The following is a 19,422-nucleotide window of genomic DNA, read 5'->3' on the forward strand; positions in this document are numbered from 1 at the left end:
GTGCTCGTAGATTCTGTCGGCGACGGCACTTTACGATCCTACGGGCGAGCGGGACGGCAGCGGGCGGTGCCGTGGGGACAGTGAATTGATGTGCGCCTCGACCTCACCGATTGCTCGGGGACAGCCACCGCGTCTTGATCCGCCAGGAATGCGCGGACGCGAGTGCGAAGATCGCACCGCAGCCACAGGCGAAAATCCAGACCAGACGGCCGTTCTCGATGGGTTGCAGCGCCGGAACCAGCGACGTGACGATCCGTGTCGCGCATGCGAGTACGCCGCTGATCGAGGCGAACAGATAGATGTTGGCGATCCGCCGGGACCGCGGATCCTTGCGGAGGATCAGCATGGCGCGGGCACCGTAGCCCAGCAGGTAGATCAAGGTGCCGCACAGGATGATCCAGTACACGCTGAGCCAGAAGTCGGTGGGCACCTGGAAGAAGTCGGCCCGGTACACCGCGGCGCCGTTGCCCATCGAGAAGGTGGCCAGCAGGACCGGGATGCAGATCGTTGCCGGGCGCTCGACGTACTGCTTGAACGAGCGCTGCATGGCGTTGTCGTCCTGGAGCCGGCCCAGGGAGTTGTACACGATGGCCGAGGCGGCCACGATGTAGCAGTCGTGACCGATGTAGTCCTCGACATTCCACTTGCCCGTCAGCTCGTAGAGGACCTGCCCGATGGTCGCCGAGGCCCAGGGCGACATTAGGAGTACGGCCAGCCCCTGGAGCGCGATGTTGAGGGTGGCGGCCACCTCCCACCGGCACGACCAGGTGACCCTCCTGATCCACAGGCTCCACAGAATGCAGGACAGTGTGATCAGGATGAGTGTGGCGACGGACATAACGATCTGCCTCGGACTGTGTTGCGGATTCAGCTGACGTGCGGGTTGCTCACAGCGGGGGTGCGTCGGATCTCGGGGTCAATTGGGACAGTCTCTTGGGGCGGTGGACCGTCTGGCGCACACGGGTGGCGGTATCCGCCGGTGCCACCGTCACCGGTGACGATTCCATGTAGTGCCAGACTTCCTGGCGGCTCATCAGCCCGAACCGAATCTGCAGGTCGGGATAGCTGAGGTGGAAGCGGTCGGCCACCTGCCGCAATTCCTCGGCATTCGGGTAGTCGGCTTCTTTCACCCGCCGGTAGTACGTGCTACTGGACACGCCCAGCGCGCTGTACACGGCCTTGGCGTCGACCTCGCCATCCAGCAGATAGTCGAGCAGGGCCTTGAGCTGCCTGCCGTTCTCGTCGGTTCGCGGCATCAGAACACAATAGACCCCGTGCCCGGGGTTGGTCACAGCGAACCGCAGCGAAGCCAGCAATGACGTAATTGACAACGATGTCAGACTTTTGGCACAGCTCTCCCATTTTTGGGACTCTCTGGCTACCGTTACAGCTATGTCTGTTTCCGTCCTGCCCCATGCATACGGCGCGAGCTCGTGGATCGCCGACTACGGCACCGCGGGGCCCCCCGTTGTCGCAGATCTGGCGTCGGTGTCCAGTTCGCTGGATGAGGTGTTGTCCGCGGAGGTGCACGAAGCCCAGATCGCGATGGGTTGCACTGCCGAGGAGCTGCTGCTGGCTGCACTGGGCCGGACGGTCGCCCGCACGATCGGCGAAGGTGTGCTGGTCGTCGACGTCGTCACCGGTCCCGAGCGCGCCGGATATCGCCGCGTCGGGGTGTCCTGCGTGTCGCGTCGTGACCTGTCAGGGCCCGAATTGCTCGCGGCGGCCCGGCCCGTCGTCGACAACGGGGACCATCCGCCGGCGGACATCGCCTTCGCCTACGGCGAGGGGCCGCGGGCCGGTCAGTGCGAGCATCCGCTCTCGCTGCATATCCGCTGCGACAGCGCGACCACGATGAGCCTGGACTGGCGGTTCGACAGCCGCGGGTTCGACGAGTGCACGGTGCAGGAATTGTCCGAGCAGTTCCCGCTGGCACTGATCGAGGTCACCTCCGGTTAGGTGTGATTTCTCAACGATTTGCGGTGGTCACTAGACTGGGCGCATCGGCGCTGATCCGGCCATCACCGGGGAGCCTTCGGAAGAACAGTTGCGGGATTCGGGTGCTTCAGGCCCGCGGCTCAGTAGAACCGGACGGGTGGGCTCGTGATCGCCTGAAAGTTGAGCGGCGCGCTGCGTGACAGCGCGCAAGCGGGGTGGTACCGCGGCGCTTGCGCACCCGCGCGACGTCGTCCCCGTGCCTGGACAGACGAGGCACAGGAGACGCGTCAGTGACTGCCCAATCGGAGTCTTCAACGTCGGCCGGATACCCCAAGCCGGCGGCACCCAACTTCCCTGAGCGGGAACTCGAGGTGCTCGACTACTGGGGCGCCGACGACACCTTCCGGGCGAGCATCGCGCGCCGTGCCGACGCCGAGGAGTACGTCTTCTACGACGGTCCGCCGTTCGCCAACGGCCTGCCGCACTACGGCCACCTGCTGACCGGCTACGTCAAGGACATCGTGCCGCGCTACCGCACCATGCGCGGCTACAAGGTGGAGCGCCGGTTCGGCTGGGACACCCACGGACTGCCCGCCGAACTCGAGGTGCAGCGCCAGCTCGGCATCGCCGACAAGGCCCAGATCGAAGAAATGGGCATCGAGAAGTTCAACGCGGCGTGTCGCGCATCGGTGCTCAAGTACACCGACGAGTGGCGTGCCTATGTCACGCGGCAGGCCCGCTGGGTCGACTTCGACAACGATTACAAGACCCTGGACCCGACCTTCATGGAATCGGTGATCTGGGCATTCAAGCAGCTGTGGGACAAGGGCCTGGCCTATGAGGGCAACCGGGTGCTCCCGTACTGCTGGAACGACGAGACCCCGTTGTCCAACCATGAGCTCCGCATGGACGACGACGTCTACCAGAGCCGCCAGGATCCGGCGGTGACAGTCGGCTTCACCGTGACCGAAGGCCCGCTCAAGGGCGCTCACCTGTTGATCTGGACGACGACGCCCTGGACACTGCCGTCCAACCAGGCTGTCGCCGTCAACCCCGACATCGACTACGTGCTGGCGCAGGGCACCGACGGGCGGCGCTACGTGCTGGCCCAGGCTCGCCTCGCCGCCTACGCGCGCGAACTCGGGGAGGAACCGGAGGTGCTCGGTAGCTACACCGGGCGCGACCTGCTCGGGACGCATTACCTGCCGCCCTTCACCTACTTCATGGACGCGCCGAAATCGTTCCAGGTGCTGCCTGCTGATTTCGTCAGCACCGAGGACGGCACCGGCATCGTCCACATGGCGCCTGCCTACGGCGAGGACGACAAGGCCACCGCAGACGCCGCCGGCATCGTCGCGGTCACCCCGGTGGATTCGAAGGGCCGCTTCGACACCACCGTGCCCGACTACGCGGGCCAGCATGTCTTCGAGGCCAACTCGCAGATCATCCGGGACCTCAAGAACGGCGACGGGCCCGCCGCGGCCAACGGCGCGGTGCTGCTGCGCCACGAGACCTACGAGCACTCCTATCCGCACTGCTGGCGGTGCCGCAATCCGCTGATCTACCGTGCGGTGTCCTCGTGGTTCATCAAGGTCACCGACTTCCGCGACCGGATGGTCGAGCTCAACCAGCAGATCACCTGGTACCCGGAGCACGTCAAGGACGGCCAGTTCGGCAAGTGGCTCTCGAATGCGCGCGACTGGTCGGTATCGCGAAACCGCTACTGGGGCAGCCCCATCCCGGTGTGGAAGTCCGATGATCCGGCGTACCCGCGGATCGATGTGTACGGCAGCCTCGACGAACTCGAACGCGATTTCGGTGTGCGGCCGACGGATCTGCACCGGCCGTTCATCGATGAACTGACCCGGCCGAACCCCGACGATCCGACCGGCAAGTCCACGATGCGCCGGATCGAGGACGTGTTCGACGTGTGGTTCGACTCCGGGTCGATGCCGTACGCGCAGGTGCACTATCCGTTCGAGAATCGGGAGTGGTTCGACGGCCACAACGGTGTCGACGCCCACTTCCCGGGTGATTTCATCGTCGAGTACATCGGCCAGACCCGTGGCTGGTTCTACACCATGCACGTGCTGGCCACCGCGCTGTTCGACAAGCCTGCATTCAAAACCTGTGTGGCACACGGGATCGTGCTAGGTAACGACGGCCAGAAGATGAGCAAGTCGCTGCGCAACTATCCCGATGTCAGCGAGGTGTTCGACCGCGATGGCTCTGATGCCATGCGCTGGTTCCTGATGGCCTCGCCGATCCTGCGCGGCGGCAACCTGATCGTCACCGAGCAGGGCATCCGCGAAGGTGTGCGTCAGGTGCTGCTGCCGTTGTGGAACGCGTACAGCTTCCTGGCGCTGTACGCGCCGAAGAAGGGCACCTGGCGGACGGACTCGGCCAACGTGCTCGACCGCTACATCCTGGCCAAGCTGGCCCAGTTGCGAGGCGATCTCACCAACTCGCTGGACACCTGCGACATCTCCGGGGCGTGCGACGAACTGCGACAGTTCACCGAGGCATTGACCAACTGGTATGTGCGCCGGTCACGTTCGCGTTTCTGGGAAGAGGATGCCGACGCGATCGACACCCTCCATACCGTCCTTGAGGTGACCTGCCGGCTGGCCGCGCCGCTGTTGCCATTGGCCACCGAGGTGATCTGGCGGGGCGTGACCGGTGAGCGTTCGGTACATCTGACCGACTGGCCCGAAGCCGACGTGGTGCCGCACGATGCCGAGTTGGTGGCCGCGATGGATCAGGTGCGCGAGGTGTGCTCGGTCGGGTCATCGCTGCGCAAGGCCAAGAAGCTGCGGGTTCGGTTGCCGTTGCCGAAACTGACTGTGGCGGTGGAAAACCCATCCGCCCTCGCGCCGTTCGCGGATCTGATCGCCGATGAGCTCAACGTCAAGGCGGTCGAGCTGACCGATGACATCGACGCCTACGGCAAGTTCGACCTCGCCGTCAACGCCCGCGTCGCCGGTCCCCGGATCGGCAAGGACGTGCAGGCCGCCATCAAGGCCGTCAAGGCAGGGGAGGGCGTGGTCAATCCCGACGGCACCCTCACAGCGGGACCGGTGGTGCTGCAGCCCGAGGAGTACACCGCCAAACTGGTTGCCGCCGATCCGGAATGGACTGCGGCCCTGCCTGACGGTGCGGGCCTGGTGGTTCTGGACGGCACGGTCACCGAGGAGCTTGAGGCCGAGGGCTGGGCCAAGGACCGCATCCGCGAACTTCAGGAACTGCGGAAGTCGACCGGCCTGGAGGTGTCCGACCGGATCGTCGTGCAGATGTCGGTGCCGGCGCAGTACGAGCCATGGGCCCGGGCCCATCGTGATCTCATCGCCGGAGAGATCCTGGCCACCGGTTTCGAATTCGTAGATGCGGCGACGGGGCTGGAGGGCTCGGTGATCGGGGATGGAGTACGGGTCGCGATCACCAAGGCGTGAGGCGGTCGGTTCAGGCGCCGGCCACGCGCGCGGTGCGGTCCTCGAACGTGACCGTGTCGCCCGGCCGGAGCTGGCGGCCCCGGCGCAGTTCGACCTCGCCGTTGACGCTCACCAGGCCGTCGGCGATGACGGACTTGGCGTCGGCGCCGCTATCGATCAGGGAGGCCAGCTTGAGGAACTGTCCAAGGCGAATCGACTCGTCCCTGATCGGCACGTCATCCGGCGTCATGAAAGTCAGGCTAGCGCCATAGCATCAGCAACTATGAACGGCGCCGAGGTCACGGGCGCGGGCGGACGCTGGGTTCTGCACCTCGACATGGATGCGTTCTTCGCATCCGTCGAACAGCTGACGCGTCCCACCCTGCGCGGCCGACCCGTGCTGGTCGGCGGCCTGGGCGGGCGCGGCGTGGTGGCGGGGGCCAGCTACGAGGCGCGCCGCTACGGCGCGCGGTCGGCGATGCCGATGCACCAGGCCCGCCGGCTCGTCGGTGCACCCGCCGTGGTGCTGCCGCCCCGCGGCGCGGTCTACGGATTGGCGAGCCGACGCGCACTCGACACCGTGCGCAGCGTCGTCCCGGTGCTCGAGCAGCTGTCCTTCGACGAGGCCTTCGGTGAACCGGTTGAACTGGTCGGCGCCACCGCCGCCGACGTCGAACAGTTCTGTCAGCAGTTGCGGGCCAAGGTGCTCGAGCAGACCGGGCTGGTGGCCTCCGTCGGAGCCGGCTCGGGAAAGCAGATCGCCAAAATCGCGTCCGGGCTGGCCAAGCCCGATGGGATCCGGATCGTCCGCCGCGACGAGGAGGCGCTGTTGCTCGACGGCCTGCCGGTGCGGAAGTTGTGGGGGATCGGCCCGGTGGCCGAGGAGAAGCTGCACCGACTCGGGATCGAGACGGTGGGCGCATTGGCCGCGTTGTCGGATGCCGAAGCCGCCAGTGTGCTCGGCACGGCGGTGGGTGCCGCGCTGCATCGGCTGGCCCGCGGGATCGACGACCGCCCGGTGACCGAGCGCGCCGAGGCCAAGCAGATCAGCGCGGAATCGACCTTTCCGGAGGATCTCACCACTCTTCGCCAGTTACAGGATGCGATCGCACCGATCGGCGAACATGCGCACCGGCGCCTGGAGAAGGACGGGCGTGGTGCCCGCACCGTGACGGTCAAGCTGAAGAAGTCGGATATGAGCACGCTGACTCGCTCGGCGACGCTCGCCTATGCCACGACCGAGGCCGCCACCCTGATCGGCACCGCCCGCCGGTTGCTGCTCGACCCGGTGGAGATCGGCCCGATTCGCCTTGTCGGCGTGGGTTTTTCGGGATTGTCCGACAGCAGGCAGGAATCCCTGTTTCCGGATCTTGAGCAGCTCGACGACATCGCCGACTCGCACCAGCATGAGGCCGCCGACGCTGCTCAGAGCAGCCCGACCGGCTGGCGCATCGGCGACGACGTCGCGCACCCCGACCACGGTCACGGCTGGGTCCAGGGGGCCGGCCACGGCGTGATGACCGTGCGCTTCGAAACCCGGGCCAGCGGTCCCGGGCCGGCCCGGACGTTTCCCGACGACAGTCCCGGTTTCCGCCGCGCCGATCCGGTCGACAGCCTGGACTGGGGTGACTATCTCAGCGGCCTGGCCGACTACCAGAGCACCCCGTAGGTGGCGTTCAAGATGAAGCCGTGCTCGCCGTAGGTCTTGCACGTCACGGTGCCCTGATAGCCGACACCGCAACTGGCGCCCCAGTTCTCCAGCCGGTGGCCCTCGGGCAGCACGTCGACCTCGCGGGTGAACGACGCGGTGTCGGAATGACGGTAGGCCGCGGGTGCGCCACTGTTGACGTAGATCTGGTTGCTGCCGGCCGGTGCGTCGATCGGCACCGCGTCGCAGCCCACCGGCCCGCCGTTGGGGCCGATTCCGCAATGCCGACCGTCCGGGGTCCGGAAGAACACGCCGTAGAAGTCGGTGGGCGAGCTGTAATGCCCCTCGGCTTTGGGGTAGCTGTCGATGTCGTCGGCGCCCGGCGGTGGCTCCGCCGCCGCAGTCGGGGCCGGTGTCAGCGTCAGTAGACCGATCGCCGCAATTGCCATGAGGTGATGGCGCATAGGTTCCATTGAACCGACGCCGTCAACCCCCGCGGGCTACTACCAGAGCACGCCGGAAGCGGCATCGAGCGAAAAGCCGTGCCGGCCGGACGTTTTGCAGATCAGTGTGCCCTCGTGGGTGACCGCGCAGGCGGCTTCCCAGTTCTCCAGCCGATAGCCGGCGGGCAGCACGTCGACCTCGCGGGTGAACAGCTTGCTCCCCGAATAACGGTAGGAGGCCGGCGCTCCGGCCTCGACGAAGGTCTGGTTCATGCCCTCGGGTGCATCTGCGGGCACCGCGTCGCAACCGACCGGACCGCGGTTGGGCAGGATTCCGCAGAACCGACCGTCCGGGGTCTGGAAGTACAGCCCGTAGAAATCGGTGGGTGAGGTGTAGTTGCCCTCGGCGATCGGGTAGCCGTTGATGTCCTCGATGCCCGGTGGCGGCGGCCACGGCCAAGCCTGCGCGGTCGGGAGCGGGCCGAGCACCGACAGGCCGACGGCAGCTGCCGCCGCAATGTGGAAACGCACGTTCGCTATTTCAGCACAGGCTGTCAACCCCAGGCGTCGACGACCTCCGCGACCGGTCGCGCGGCAGCCAGTGCGGCCATCAACAGAACCCTGGCCTGCGCTGGGCGCAGGGAAGGGACCACGATGGCGCCCGCGTCGACCAACCGCCGGCCCGGTCCGTACTGCGCGACGACCGGGCCGTCGGGAACCCGGGTCGACACCGCGATCACGACGCCGTCGCGGCAGTGCCGGCGCACCGCGTCGATCAGCGCGGTTCCCACGTTGCCCGAGCCCATCGCCTGGAGCACCACCGCACGTGCCCCGGCGTCGACGCAGGCGTCCAGGGCGGTCGATTCCGCTCCCGGATAGGCGGCGACGATGTCGACTCGCGGTGCCGTCGATGCGGACAACTCACCGAGAAACGGGCGGCGCTTGGTCGGGGGCAGCCCGCTGAAGGCGTTCAACTCCTCGGTGTGCCGCTTGCGAAGACCCAGCGGTTGCCACACGGTCCCGGCGAAGCTCACGACCACCCCGAGGTCCCGGGCCTGCGGACTGGCCGCAACAGAGATGGCGTGCTGCAGGTTGGCCGGACCATCGGCGTCGGGTGCGTCGGCGCTGCGCTGCGACCCGGTCAGCACCACCGGCACGGCTCCGTCGTAGGTGAGGTCCAGCCACAGCGCGGTTTCTTCCAGGCTGTCGGTTCCGTGAGTGACGACGACGCCGTCTGCGCGGGCCGCCGCGACCCCGACCGCTGCCCGGATCACGTCCCAGTCCGCAGGTGTCAGCAGGGCGCTGTCGGTCGAGAGCACATCGACGATCTCGACGTCCGCGTCAACCGCCAGCCCGGCCGTCAGCTCGGCCCCGGCACGCGTCGGATGCCTGATCCCGGCATCGTCGGTGCTGGTCGAGATGGTGCCGCCGGTGGTGATCACGACGACGCGCCGGCGCGGCTCCACAGGTCCTGTCACGGTCTCCGTCACGGTCCAGATTGTCCCGCAATTGTCCCGGCTCGACTGTTTGGGATGATGGGGGAGTGACTGATGAAACGTCAGGCCCGGTGGAGCCGGTGACCGACGCAACCGGGGATGCGAAACCATCCCCTGTAACCGCTGCTCCGCCCCGGCGGCGGCTGCGTCTGCTGCTCACCGTCGCCGCGGTCGTGCTGTTCATCGACGTGGTGACCAAGGTGCTCGCGGTGCGCCTGCTGACCCCCGGACAGCCGGTGTCGATCATCGGTGACACCGTGACCTGGACGCTGGTACGCAACTCCGGCGCGGCGTTCTCGATGGCAACCGGATACACCTGGGTGTTGACGCTCATCGCGACCGGAGTGGTGATCGGAATCGTCTGGATGGGCCGTCGGCTGGTCTCCCCGTGGTGGGCGATCGGTCTCGGGATGATCCTGGGCGGTGCGACGGGAAACCTGATCGACCGCTTCTTCCGTGCTCCCGGACCGCTGCGCGGTCACGTGGTGGACTTCTTCTCGGTCGGCTGGTGGCCGGTGTTCAACGTGGCCGATCCCGCGGTGGTCGGCGGCGCGATCCTGTTGGTGGCGCTCTCCTTGTTCGGGTTCGACTTCGATACCGTCGGGCGGCGGCGCCTGAACGACGACGATAAAGCGGCGGACGATGATCAGGCCGACAAGTCGGATGACGCCGATCCCGAGACTGCGGCCGAGTCCGACGAGTCGAGCGCGGTCGGGCGCCAGGCCGAGACGTCATAGTGACCACCCGGTCGATGCCGGTGCCCGAGGGCCTGGCCGGAATGCGGGTCGACGCCGGCCTGGCCCGGCTCCTCGGGCTGTCCCGTACCGCGGTGGCAGCCATGGCCGAGGACGGCGGTGTCGATATCGACGGCGCGCCGGCAGCCAAGTCCGACAAGCTCGTCGCCGGGGCGTGGCTGGAGGTTCGGCTTCCCGAGGCGCCGCCACCGGTCGAGAACACCCCGGTCGACATCGAGGGCATGGGCATCCTCTACTCGGACGACGACATCGTGGCGGTGGACAAACCGCCGGGCGTGGCCGCGCACGCGACCGTGGGCTGGCACGGCCCGACGGTCCTGGGCGGGCTGGCCGCCGCCGGCTTCCGGATCAGCACCTCGGGCATCCACGAACGCCAGGGCATCGTGCACCGACTCGACGTCGGCACCTCCGGAGTCATGGTCGTGGCGTTGTCGGAGCGGGCGTACACCGCGCTCAAGCGGGCGTTCAAGCAACGCACCGTGGACAAGCGGTACCACGCGCTGGTGCAGGGGCACCCTGATCCGTCGAGTGGGACCATCGATGCCCCGATCGGGCGGCATCGTGGTCACGACTGGAAGTTCGCCGTGGTCGAGGGCGGACGCCACAGCATCACCCACTACGACACCCTGGAGGCGTTCCAGGCCGCCAGCCTGCTGGACGTTCACCTGGAGACCGGCCGTACTCATCAGATCCGCGTGCATTTCTCCGCGCTGCACCATCCGTGTTGCGGCGACATGACCTACGGCGCCGACCCGACGCTGGCGAAAAAGCTTGGGCTGGAACGTCAATGGTTGCATGCCCGGTCGCTGGCCTTCGCCCATCCGGCCGACGGCCGGCGCATCGAGATCACCAGTCCGTATCCGGCTGACCTGCAGGCCGCCCTCGACGTTCTGCGCCGCCACTAGCGGTGGGTGTGCAGGTACCTGCGCAGCAGACCGGCGGCACCCGCGCCGGGGTGCTCTACGGTGCGGGTGCCTACATCTGGTGGGGTTTGTGCCCCGGCTTCTTCCTGTTGTTGCTCCCGGCGGGAGCGCCCGAGGTGCTGGCCCACCGCATCGTGTGGAGCGCAGTGTTCCTGCTGCTGGTGCTCGCGGTGGCCCGGCGGCTCGGCGACCTCCGCAGGTTGACGCTGAAGACCTGGCTGCAGCTGCTGGTGGCCGCCGCGTTGATCTCGGTCAACTGGGGGACCTACATCTATGCCGTGACCACCGGCCATGTGGTGGACGCGGCTCTCGGCTACTTCATCAATCCCCTGGTGAGCGTGCTGCTGGGCGTGCTGGTGTTCCGCGAACGGATCAGCCGATGGCAGGCGGTCGCCCTGGTGCTCGCACTCGTGGCAGTGGTGATCCTGACCGTCGAGCTGGGCGCGCCGCCCTACATCGCGGTCGTGCTCGCGCTGTCCTTCGGTGTCTATGGCCTGATCAAGAAAGTGGTGCAGGCCGACCCGCGGGTCAGTGTGGCCACAGAAACGTTGGTAGCGCTGCCCTTTGCGGCCGGTTACGTGATCACGCTCGAGGTGCTGGGCCGGGGAAACTTCCTCGACCACGGCACCTGGCACGCGCTGCTGTTGTTGCTGGCCGGGCCGGTCACCGCAGTCCCGCTGCTGTTGTTCGCCGCGGCCGCACAGCGGCTCCCGATGGTGACACTGGGCCTGTTGTTCTATCTCAACCCTGGGTTGCAGATGGCCTGGGGTGTGTTCATCGGTCACGAGCCGATGCCGCCGGGCCGGTGGATCGGGTTCACCCTCATCTGGGTGGCGTTGGTGATCATGACCGCCGGAGCGCTGCGCAAGAAGCCGGCCGAGGTTCCGGCCGACTTTGTCGATCAGGTGCAACCGGAATCGTCATCACGGTGACAGGCTGAAAACCGACACCGGGAGGACACCGTGCAGTACTGCCTACTCATGCATTATCAGGAGGGCCCGGAGGCGGGCCTGAGCGACGAGGACATGGAACCGGCCCGGGCCGCATTCGCCCGCTACGCCGACGATCTCGACGCGGCCGGAGTGCTCATCGGGACACAGGTACTCCAGTCGGCGTCAGCCTCCACGACCTACACCGCACGCACCGGTGTCGCCGAGATCCAGGACGGCCCGTTCGCCGACACCAGGGAACGGTTGGGCGGCGTGTTCGTGATCGACGTGCCCGATCTCGATGCGGCATTGGCGTGGGCGGCGAAATGCCCGGCGGCGGCGTGGGGTTCGATCGAGATCAGACCCGTCGCAGTGACCTATCGCAGTGGCCGGGGCTGGTACGCGCCCTGAACACACCGGCCTCGGCGCGCCTCGAGCAGGTGGTCGGCCGGTCCTACGGCCGACTGCTTGCGCTGCTGGCCGCCCAGAGCCGCGACATCGCCGCGGCGGAGGACGCCTTGGCCGACGCGCTCGAACGCGCCCTGCAACGGTGGCCACGCGACGGCGTTCCGGGCAATCCCGAGGCGTGGTTGGTGACCGTGGCGCGAAATCGACTGCGGGACATGTGGAAATCACCCGCCTACCGGCTGATTGGGCCATGGACCGAGGGCCACGACGTCGCGGGGGAGATGGCGGACCCGGCGGCGATTCCCGACCGTCGGCTCGAACTGATGCTGGTGTGCGCCCACCCGGCCATCGCCGCCGACATCCGTACCCCGCTGATGCTGCAGACGGTTCTGGGGGTGGACGCCGCCGCCATCGCCGCGGCCTTCGCGGTCGCCCCCGCCACCATGGCGCAACGGCTGGTGCGGGCCAAGAAACGCATTCGGGACACCGGGATCCCGTTCACCCTGCCGGAGCGTGCCGACCTCGATGCGCGGCTACCCGAGGTACTCGAAGCGGTGTACGGCGCCTACTCGATCGACTGGCTGTCCGTCCCGCAGGCCACGGCCATCGAATCGCTGTCGTCCGAGGCCCTGCACCTGGCCATGGTGCTCGTCGAGTTGTTGCCCGACGAGCCCGAGGTTCTGGGTCTGGCCGCACTGATGTGTCTGTGCGAGGCGCGCCGTCCCGCGCGCCTCGACTCGGACGGCAACTTCGTGGCGTTGGACGATCAGAGCCGGGATCGGTGGGACGCCGAGCTGCACGCGCGGGGGGAAGGCCTGCTTGCCCGTGCACACGGCTTTGCGCGTCCGGGCCGGTTCCAGTACGAGGCGGCGATTCAATCGGCGCACTGCGCCCCCGACGTCGACCGGCATGCGCTGCGTAGGTTGTACCGGGCGCTGATGCGGGTCGGGCCGTCGTTGGGAGCGGCTGTGGCCCTGGCGGCCCTGGACGGCGAAATCGACGGTGCTGACGCGGGACTGCGCACCCTCGACACGATCACCGACCGCGCGGCCGGCGCGTTTCAGCCGGCGTGGGTCACCCGCGGACACCTCCTCGCCCGGGCGGGACGGGTCGACGAGGCGGCCGCGGCGTACCGCCGCGCCGTCGAATTGACCGCCGACGATGCGGTGCGGACCTACCTGGCCGGACGGCTGATGGGTCTCCGATCGGCCGGCCACACCGGGCCGGGGTCCTGACCCGGCCGAGCGACTATTTGCGAACGCATCTTTTGACGTCATTTTGGCAATGTCATAGTGTTTGCTGAATGACTGTGCGAAGCGGGCCTCGGGCCGCTCGTCGGCCCGGAAGGCCGGTTGGCGCCGACGCTGCGCAAACCCGTGAACGCATCGTGCACGCGGCCTATGAGGTCATCAACGAACGCGGGTACGCGGCGGCGACATTCCAGGAGATCGCGAAGCGCAGTGGTCTGAGCCGTCCGACCCTCAACTACTACTTCGCCAGTCGCGAAGAACTCTACGGCGCACTTCTCCAGCAGGCACACGACGTCGTCGTTTCGTGCATTCGCGTGGCGAAACAGCATGAAGGAACGTTGGATCGGTTGTATGCCTACATCGATGCGGTGGTGGCGGTATGGCATCGGGACCAGGCGGTGGTCGGGTTCCTGGCCAATGCGCGGCTTGAGGCCTACCGGCATCCGGACCTGCCCGCCGCCACGGTCGCGGCCACCCGCGGGTTCCTCGGCGAGGTGGTCGACGAGGCGATCACCCGACGCGAGTTGCCCCCGCACACCGAGCCCGCGACCCTGGTCGAACTGCTGTACGCGATGATGTGGGGAGTGGGTGCCTACAGTGGCTGGCAGGGTCGGCCGGTTGATGTGCCGGCGATAGCCAAGCAACTGCACCAGGTCATCGGAAACGGGTTGCTGTCGATCGCTGATCGTGATCGCTGAAACCTCGGCGCAGACACGCGTGGCGACACGCCCGGAGGGTGTCGGTGGTCGGCAATAGACTGGCCACCCTATGAGCGGTTCATCTTCGGGGTCCTTCGTACACCTGCACAACCACACCGAGTACTCGATGCTGGACGGGGCCGCGAAGATCACGCCGATGCTGGCCGAGGCGCAGCGGCTGGGCATGCCGGCGATCGGTATGACCGACCACGGCAACATGTTCGGTGCCAGTGAGTTCTACAACTCGGCAACCAAGGCCGGCATCAAGCCGATCATCGGCATCGAGGCGTATATAGCTCCCGCTTCTCGATTTGATACCAAGCGGGTCCAGTGGGGTGACCCGAGCCAGAAGAGTGACGACGTCTCGGGCAGCGGTGCCTACACCCACATGACCATGGTGGCCGAGAATGCCACCGGTCTGCGCAACCTCTTCAAGCTGTCCTCGCTGGCGTCGTTCGAAGGTCAGCTCGGCAAGTGGTCGCGCATGGATGCCGAGATCATCGCCGAGCATGCCGAAGGCATCATCGCGACCACCGGTTGCCCGTCCGGTGAGGTGCAGACCAGGCTCCGGCTCGGCCACCGTCAGGAGGCGCTGGAGGCGGCCGCCAAATGGCGCGAGATCTTCGGCGCCGACAACTTCTTCCTGGAGCTGATGGACCACGGCCTCGACATCGAGCGCCGGGTTCGCGAGGGCCTCCTCGAGATCGGGAAGAAGCTCAACATTCCGCCGCTGGCCACCAACGACTGCCACTACGTGACGCGTGAGGCCTCGCAGAACCACGAGGCCCTGCTGTGCATCCAGACCGGCAAGACCCTGTCGGACCCGAACCGGTTCAAGTTCGACGGCGACGGCTACTTCCTCAAATCGGCCGAAGAGATGCGGGCCCTGTGGGATTCGCAGGTTCCGGGCGCGTGTGATTCCACGGTCCTGATCGGCGAGCGGGTGCAGTCCTATGCCGACGTGTGGACACCCACCGACCGCATGCCGGTGTTCCCGGTGCCCGACGGCCACGACCAGGCGTCGTGGCTGACACACGAGGTGACGGAGGGGCTGAACCGCCGGTTCCGTGGGGACGCCGTACCCGCCGAGTACACCGAGCGTGCCGCCTACGAGATCAAGGTCATCTGCGACAAGGGCTTCCCGTCGTACTTCCTGATCGTGGCCGACCTGATCAACTACGCCCGTTCGGTCGGCATCCGGGTGGGGCCGGGCCGTGGATCGGCTGCCGGCTCGCTCGTGGCGTACGCGATGGGCATCACCAACATCGACCCCATCCCGCACGGCCTGCTGTTCGAGCGGTTCCTCAACCCGGAACGACCCTCCGCGCCCGATATCGACATCGACTTCGACGACCGCCGTCGTGGCGAGATGCTGCGGTACGCGGCCAACAAGTGGGGCAGCGACCGGGTGGCGCAGGTCATCACCTTCGGCACGATCAAAACCAAGGCGGCGCTGAAGGACTCGGCCCGCGTGCATTACGGCCAACCTGGTTTTGCGATCGCCGACCGCATCACCAAGGCGCTGCCGCCGCCGATCATGGCCAAGGACATCCCGGTGTCGGGGATCACCGATCCCAACCATGAGCGGTACAAGGAAGCCGCCGAGGTCCGTGCCCTGATCGACACCGATCCGGATGTGCGGACCATCTTCGAGACGGCGCGCGGCCTGGAGGGCCTGGTCCGTAACGCGGGCGTGCACGCCTGCGCGGTGATCATGAGTTCTGAGCCGCTGGTCGACGCGATCCCGCTGTGGAAGCGGCCGCAGGACGGCGCCATCATCACCGGCTGGGACTATCCGTCGTGCGAGGCCATCGGCCTGCTGAAGATGGACTTCCTGGGCCTGCGGAACCTGACGATCATCGGTGACTGCATCGAGAACATCAAAGCCAACCGCGGTATCGACCTCGACCTCGAAACGTTGCCTTTCGATGATCCGGCCGCCTATGAACTCCTGGGCCGCGGCGACACCCTTGGCGTGTTCCAGCTCGACGGCAGTGCCATGCGAGACCTGCTCCGCCGGATGCAGCCCACCGGGTTCAACGACATCGTCGCTGTCCTCGCGCTGTACCGGCCCGGCCCGATGGGCATGAACGCCCACAACGACTACGCGGACCGGAAGAACGGCCGCCAGGCCATCAAGCCCATCCATCCTGAGCTCGAAGAGCCGCTCAAGGAGATCCTCGCCGAGACCTACGGCCTGATCGTCTACCAAGAGCAGATCATGTTCATCGCGCAGAAGGTCGCCTCCTACACCATGGGTAAGGCCGATGCGCTCCGTAAGGCCATGGGTAAGAAGAAGCTCGAAGTGCTCGAGGCCGAGTACAAGGGCTTCTATGAGGGCATGACGGCCAACGGGTTCTCCGAGGCCGCGGTGAAAGCCTTGTGGGACACCATCCTTCCGTTCGCCGGATATGCGTTCAACAAGTCGCACGCGGCCGGCTACGGCCTGGTGTCGTACTGGACGGCCTACCTCAAGGCGAACTATCCCGCCGAGTACATGGCCGGCCTGCTCACCTCGGTCGGTGACGACAAGGACAAGGCCGCGGTGTATCTGGCCGACTGCCGTCGGCTCGGCATCACGGTCCTTCCGCCCGACGTCAACGAGTCGGTGCAGAACTTCGCCTCGGTGGGCGATGACATCCGGTTCGGGCTGGGGGCCATCCGCAACGTCGGCGCGAATGTCGTTGCGTCGCTGATCAGTACCCGTACCGAGAAGGGCAAATACGCCGACTTCTCCGACTACCTCAACAAGATCGATATCGCGGCCTGCAACAAGAAGGTCACCGAGTCATTGGTGAAGGCGGGCGCGTTCGATTCGCTCGGCCACCCCCGCAAGGGGCTGTTCCTGGTGCACACCGACGCCGTCGACTCGGTGCTCGGCACCAAGAAGGCCGAGGCGATGGGCCAGTTCGACCTGTTCGGCGGCGCCGACGACGGCGGCGGCACGGATGCGGTGTTCACCATCCGCGTGCCCGAGGAGGAGTGGGAGGACAAGCACAAGCTGGCGCTCGAACGCGAGATGCTGGGGTTGTACGTGTCCGGCCATCCGCTCAACGGGGTTGCCCACCTGCTGGCCAACCAGGTCGACACCCAGATTCCGGCGATTCTCGACGGCGATGTCGCCAACGATGCGCAGGTGGTGGTCGGTGGCATCCTGGCCTCGGTCAACCGTCGGGTGAACAAGAACGGCTTGCCTTGGGCCTCAGCCCAATTGGAAGATCTCACCGGTGGCATCGAGGTGCTGTTCTTCCCACAGACCTACTCACTGTTCGGTCACGAGATCGCTGACGACGTGGTGGTCCTGGTCAAGGCGAAGGTGGCTGCCCGGGACGACCGGATCTCGCTGATCGCCCACGAACTGGTGGTACCCGACTTCAGCAGCGCCCAGGCCGACCGGCCGCTGGCGGTGAGCCTGCCGACCCGGCAGTGCACCATCGACAAGGTCACTGCGCTAAAGCAGGTGCTGGCCAACCATCCCGGCACATCTCAGGTGCATCTGCGGCTGATCAGCGGTGAACGGATCACCACGCTGGAACTGGATCAGTCCCTTCGGGTGACGCCGTCCTCGGCGTTGATGGGCGACCTGAAGGCGTTGCTCGGGCCGGGTTGCCTGGGTTGATCGTCGAGGTCGATCTTCACGATCGCGCTGTCGGGCCACAGTGCACGATCCCGCGCCCGCCGTAGTTTTTCCCGCAACGGAAGGTCGGCGTGCACATTGGTGACTCCGGGGATCTTCAGTAGCGGCACGATGTTCCACTGCCAGCCGTAGCGCCGGTGCAGGACGCGGTTGGCGGCTTGGGCGTCTTCGCCTCCCAGCACGGTGGCCCGACCGGTCAGCCAGGTGGTGTCCGTGATCCGGCCCCGGCGATCGCAGACCACCAGTTCGACGTCGGGCCGCGCGGTGATTCTGCGGGTCTTCGGTCCGATCTTGGTGCGGAACAATGCCGTTCGGCCGTCGAGCACGAACCAGATCGGGGTGTCTGCTGCGGTGCCGTCGCGGCGAAAGCTGCGCAGCAGCGCGTATCGGGAGTGACTCAGGGTCTCCAGCGTGGAGTCGGTGTATGGCATGTAGCCAGTCAACGACTTAGAGTTGACTCTAAGTCAAGCGCAGCAGGAGGGCAGATGGACGCGACGCTGACAATCGGAGACGTCACGCAGCGGTCGGGCATCGCCCAGACCGCGCTGCGCTACTACGAGCAGGTCGGCTTGTTGCCTGCACCGCACCGCGTGGGCGGCCAGCGCCGCTACCAGGAGTCGGTCCTGATGCGGCTGGAAGTGATCAGGTTGTGCAAGACGGCGGGATTCTCGCTGACAGACATCGCTCTGCTGCTCAAGGACGACACTCCGGGCCGCCCCTTGGCTCGCGAACTGGCCCAGAGCAAGTTGGCCGAGATCGACGAGCAACTGGAGTCGCTGAGGCGGGCGCGGGCCATCATCGAATGGGGGATGCGGTGCACGTGTCCGTCAATCGAGTTGTGCACGTGTGGTATTCACCACGAACTGCCGGCCTGACGCAGGAGCGAAACCCGGGGTCGATTATCTCGCGCGTAATGGCGCGGCTGCGTCAGAACCGGTAGCGCAGGATGCGCGCCTTGCGTGCGCCGGCCTTGCTCAGGCCGGTGGCCCGCGTTGCGATCCGCAGCATGCCGGGAAAGCGGTCGACCTCAGGCTGGTGGGCCAGACTTGACTCCTCGATGAGCCGCATCCGCGGATTCCACGTTTCAGGATGGTGCGCATCCTTGAATCCCGGATAGCCCCATTGGCTTCCGACGTCTTTGAACATCTTGGCGGGGAAGAACTTCAGCGCGGCCTTACTCACCCAACCGATGCGACCGTAATCGTTGAATGCCAATTCACCGGATTCGAAGTGTTCGGTGATTCTCCGGAAGATGCCTGTGATCACCGGTTCGGTGAGGAACGCGAACAATCCGTCGGCCACCAGCATGGTGGGGCGGTCCGACGGGATCGGATCCGTCCAGTCCGGGTCGGCCAACGACGCAGAGACGGTGTGCGCCTGGGGGAGTGCGGGCAGCACCCGATCGCGCAGTTCGCTGATTCCGGGTAGATCGACGCTGTACCAGTCGACTGTGGCCGGCGGCGCAACGCGGTGGACGCCGCTGTCGAGTCCTCCACCGAGGTCGACCACGACGGCGTCGGGATGCTCGACGACGAACGTGCGGACCCGATCGTCGAGCATCTTGGCGCGCAACGCCGACTGGCACACCACGCTGGTCTGCACACCCAGGCCGGCGAAGTCGTAGTCGAGCCGTTTCACAGTCTCGTCGGCGATCGTGTCGCCGAGGATGGGGCTCACCCATCTGCTGTCGAGCGCCCTGGCGTACAGGGTCAGGAACGCGGTTTCCTCCACCGGCGTCAGGCCTGTCGTCGCAATACCCACAAGCCCGACGGTACACCCGGCCCGCGGCTGAACATTTGGGCGAAAACGTTTACCGCCCTTGCGATCACGCGTCGGGGTGGGCAGTGAACCGACAGCAGCCTACGGTGG

General features: G+C 66.7%; 18 protein-coding genes and 1 pseudogene. 11 read left to right on the top strand and 8 right to left on the bottom strand.

The features are described 5' to 3' along the window. Positions 1-103 precede the first annotated feature (103 nt). Together AC4LGL_RS13465 and AC4LGL_RS13470 are read right to left on the bottom strand one after the other, a co-directional pair. The gene (locus tag AC4LGL_RS13465; protein ID WP_491839116.1) at positions 104-838 is read right to left on the bottom strand and encodes a hypothetical protein; all 735 of its coding nucleotides are present in this window, start codon (positions 836-838) and stop codon (positions 104-106) included. Positions 839-887: 49 nt separating this feature from the next. Next, complete coding sequence (locus AC4LGL_RS13470; protein WP_491839117.1) at positions 888-1,256, bottom strand: XRE family transcriptional regulator; 369 nt, start codon at positions 1,254-1,256, stop codon at positions 888-890. Positions 1,257-1,392: 136 nt separating this feature from the next. Between AC4LGL_RS13470 and AC4LGL_RS13475 the strand changes: the two genes are divergently transcribed. Both AC4LGL_RS13475 and ileS read left to right on the top strand, forming a co-directional pair. Next, positions 1,393-1,959: a hypothetical protein gene (locus tag AC4LGL_RS13475; RefSeq protein ID WP_491839118.1), complete on the top strand. Its 567-nt coding sequence runs from the start codon at positions 1,393-1,395 to the stop codon at positions 1,957-1,959. A 269-nt stretch (positions 1,960-2,228) separates the two neighbouring features. Beyond that, complete coding sequence (gene ileS, locus AC4LGL_RS13480; protein ID WP_491839119.1) at positions 2,229-5,387, top strand: isoleucine--tRNA ligase; 3,159 nt, start codon at positions 2,229-2,231, stop codon at positions 5,385-5,387. A gap of 10 nt (positions 5,388-5,397) precedes the next feature. On the opposite strand, the gene AC4LGL_RS13485 is transcribed toward ileS, so the two are convergent. Further along, entirely contained in the window at positions 5,398-5,616 is a 219-nt protein-coding gene (locus tag AC4LGL_RS13485) for an RNA-binding S4 domain-containing protein (protein WP_491839120.1), read from the bottom strand. A gap of 33 nt (positions 5,617-5,649) precedes the next feature. Between AC4LGL_RS13485 and AC4LGL_RS13490 the strand changes: the two genes are divergently transcribed. Continuing rightward, positions 5,650-7,035: a DNA polymerase IV gene (locus AC4LGL_RS13490; RefSeq protein WP_491839121.1), complete on the top strand. Its 1,386-nt coding sequence runs from the start codon at positions 5,650-5,652 to the stop codon at positions 7,033-7,035. Here the strand turns inward: AC4LGL_RS13490 and AC4LGL_RS13495 are convergent. From AC4LGL_RS13495 to AC4LGL_RS13505, 3 genes are read right to left on the bottom strand one after another with little or no spacing between them, the layout of a single operon-like run. Then, positions 7,017-7,478: a hypothetical protein gene (locus AC4LGL_RS13495; RefSeq protein ID WP_491839122.1), complete on the bottom strand. Its 462-nt coding sequence runs from the start codon at positions 7,476-7,478 to the stop codon at positions 7,017-7,019. The genes AC4LGL_RS13490 and AC4LGL_RS13495 overlap by 19 nt on opposite strands. A 39-nt stretch (positions 7,479-7,517) precedes the next feature. Further along, the gene (locus AC4LGL_RS13500) at positions 7,518-7,988 is read right to left on the bottom strand and encodes a hypothetical protein (RefSeq protein WP_491839123.1); all 471 of its coding nucleotides are present in this window, start codon (positions 7,986-7,988) and stop codon (positions 7,518-7,520) included. 23 nt (positions 7,989-8,011) lie between these two features. Next, complete coding sequence (locus tag AC4LGL_RS13505; protein WP_491839124.1) at positions 8,012-8,947, bottom strand: asparaginase; 936 nt, start codon at positions 8,945-8,947, stop codon at positions 8,012-8,014. 53 nt (positions 8,948-9,000) lie between these two features. Here AC4LGL_RS13505 and lspA point away from each other — a divergent pair, with 53 nt between their 5' ends. From lspA to dnaE, 7 genes are all read left to right on the top strand, one after another. Beyond that, the gene (lspA, locus tag AC4LGL_RS13510) at positions 9,001-9,690 is read left to right on the top strand and encodes a signal peptidase II (RefSeq protein ID WP_491839125.1); all 690 of its coding nucleotides are present in this window, start codon (positions 9,001-9,003) and stop codon (positions 9,688-9,690) included. Next, positions 9,690-10,613 (top strand): RluA family pseudouridine synthase, encoded by a 924-nt coding sequence (locus tag AC4LGL_RS13515; protein WP_088304348.1) that lies wholly within the window; start codon positions 9,690-9,692, stop codon positions 10,611-10,613. Before lspA ends, AC4LGL_RS13515 begins: the two co-directional genes overlap by 1 nt. 50 nt (positions 10,614-10,663) lie before the next feature. Continuing rightward, positions 10,664-11,563 carry an EamA family transporter RarD gene (gene rarD, locus AC4LGL_RS13520; protein WP_491839361.1) on the top strand — a complete coding sequence of 300 codons (900 nt, stop codon included), beginning with the start codon at positions 10,664-10,666 and terminating at the stop codon, positions 11,561-11,563. A gap of 48 nt (positions 11,564-11,611) precedes the next feature. Beyond that, positions 11,612-11,971, top strand: coding sequence for a YciI family protein (locus AC4LGL_RS13525; protein ID WP_491839126.1), 360 nt, complete (start codon positions 11,612-11,614; stop codon positions 11,969-11,971). 29 nt (positions 11,972-12,000) lie between these two features. Next, entirely contained in the window at positions 12,001-13,203 is a 1,203-nt protein-coding gene (locus AC4LGL_RS13530) for an RNA polymerase sigma factor (RefSeq protein WP_491839362.1), read from the top strand. Positions 13,204-13,271: 68 nt separating this feature from the next. After that, positions 13,272-13,916, top strand: coding sequence for a TetR/AcrR family transcriptional regulator (locus AC4LGL_RS13535; RefSeq protein ID WP_491839127.1), 645 nt, complete (start codon positions 13,272-13,274; stop codon positions 13,914-13,916). 70 nt (positions 13,917-13,986) lie between these two features. Continuing rightward, the gene (gene dnaE, locus AC4LGL_RS13540) at positions 13,987-17,535 is read left to right on the top strand and encodes a DNA polymerase III subunit alpha (RefSeq protein WP_491839128.1); all 3,549 of its coding nucleotides are present in this window, start codon (positions 13,987-13,989) and stop codon (positions 17,533-17,535) included. Positions 17,536-17,540: 5 nt separating this feature from the next. On the opposite strand, the pseudogene AC4LGL_RS13545 reads toward dnaE, so the two are convergent. Continuing rightward, a pseudogene (locus AC4LGL_RS13545) lies at positions 17,541-17,984 on the bottom strand (PPOX class F420-dependent oxidoreductase); the annotation flags it as partial. A gap of 54 nt (positions 17,985-18,038) precedes the next feature. Between AC4LGL_RS13545 and AC4LGL_RS13550 the strand changes: the two are divergent. Next, the gene (locus tag AC4LGL_RS13550; RefSeq protein ID WP_491839129.1) at positions 18,039-18,428 is read left to right on the top strand and encodes a MerR family transcriptional regulator; all 390 of its coding nucleotides are present in this window, start codon (positions 18,039-18,041) and stop codon (positions 18,426-18,428) included. A 52-nt stretch (positions 18,429-18,480) separates the two neighbouring features. On the opposite strand, the gene AC4LGL_RS13555 is transcribed toward AC4LGL_RS13550, so the two are convergent. Continuing rightward, positions 18,481-19,314 (bottom strand): class I SAM-dependent methyltransferase, encoded by an 834-nt coding sequence (locus AC4LGL_RS13555; protein ID WP_491839130.1) that lies wholly within the window; start codon positions 19,312-19,314, stop codon positions 18,481-18,483. Positions 19,315-19,422 lie beyond the last annotated feature (108 nt).

Source organism: Mycolicibacterium arcueilense, from assembly GCF_058536225.1.

Coding starts and splice junctions, on each gene's coding strand:
- AC4LGL_RS13465 (WP_491839116.1), bottom strand. CDS start 838: ATGTCCGTCGCCACACTCATCCTGATCACACTGTCCTGCATTCTGTGG.
- AC4LGL_RS13470 (WP_491839117.1), bottom strand. CDS start 1,256: ATGCCGCGAACCGACGAGAACGGCAGGCAGCTCAAGGCCCTGCTCGAC.
- AC4LGL_RS13475 (WP_491839118.1), top strand. CDS start 1,393: ATGTCTGTTTCCGTCCTGCCCCATGCATACGGCGCGAGCTCGTGGATC.
- AC4LGL_RS13485 (WP_491839120.1), bottom strand. CDS start 5,616: ATGACGCCGGATGACGTGCCGATCAGGGACGAGTCGATTCGCCTTGGA.
- AC4LGL_RS13490 (WP_491839121.1), top strand. CDS start 5,650: ATGAACGGCGCCGAGGTCACGGGCGCGGGCGGACGCTGGGTTCTGCAC.
- AC4LGL_RS13495 (WP_491839122.1), bottom strand. CDS start 7,478: ATGCGCCATCACCTCATGGCAATTGCGGCGATCGGTCTACTGACGCTG.
- AC4LGL_RS13525 (WP_491839126.1), top strand. CDS start 11,612: ATGCATTATCAGGAGGGCCCGGAGGCGGGCCTGAGCGACGAGGACATG.
- AC4LGL_RS13535 (WP_491839127.1), top strand. CDS start 13,272: ATGACTGTGCGAAGCGGGCCTCGGGCCGCTCGTCGGCCCGGAAGGCCG.
- dnaE (WP_491839128.1), top strand. CDS start 13,987: ATGAGCGGTTCATCTTCGGGGTCCTTCGTACACCTGCACAACCACACC.
- AC4LGL_RS13550 (WP_491839129.1), top strand. CDS start 18,039: ATGGACGCGACGCTGACAATCGGAGACGTCACGCAGCGGTCGGGCATC.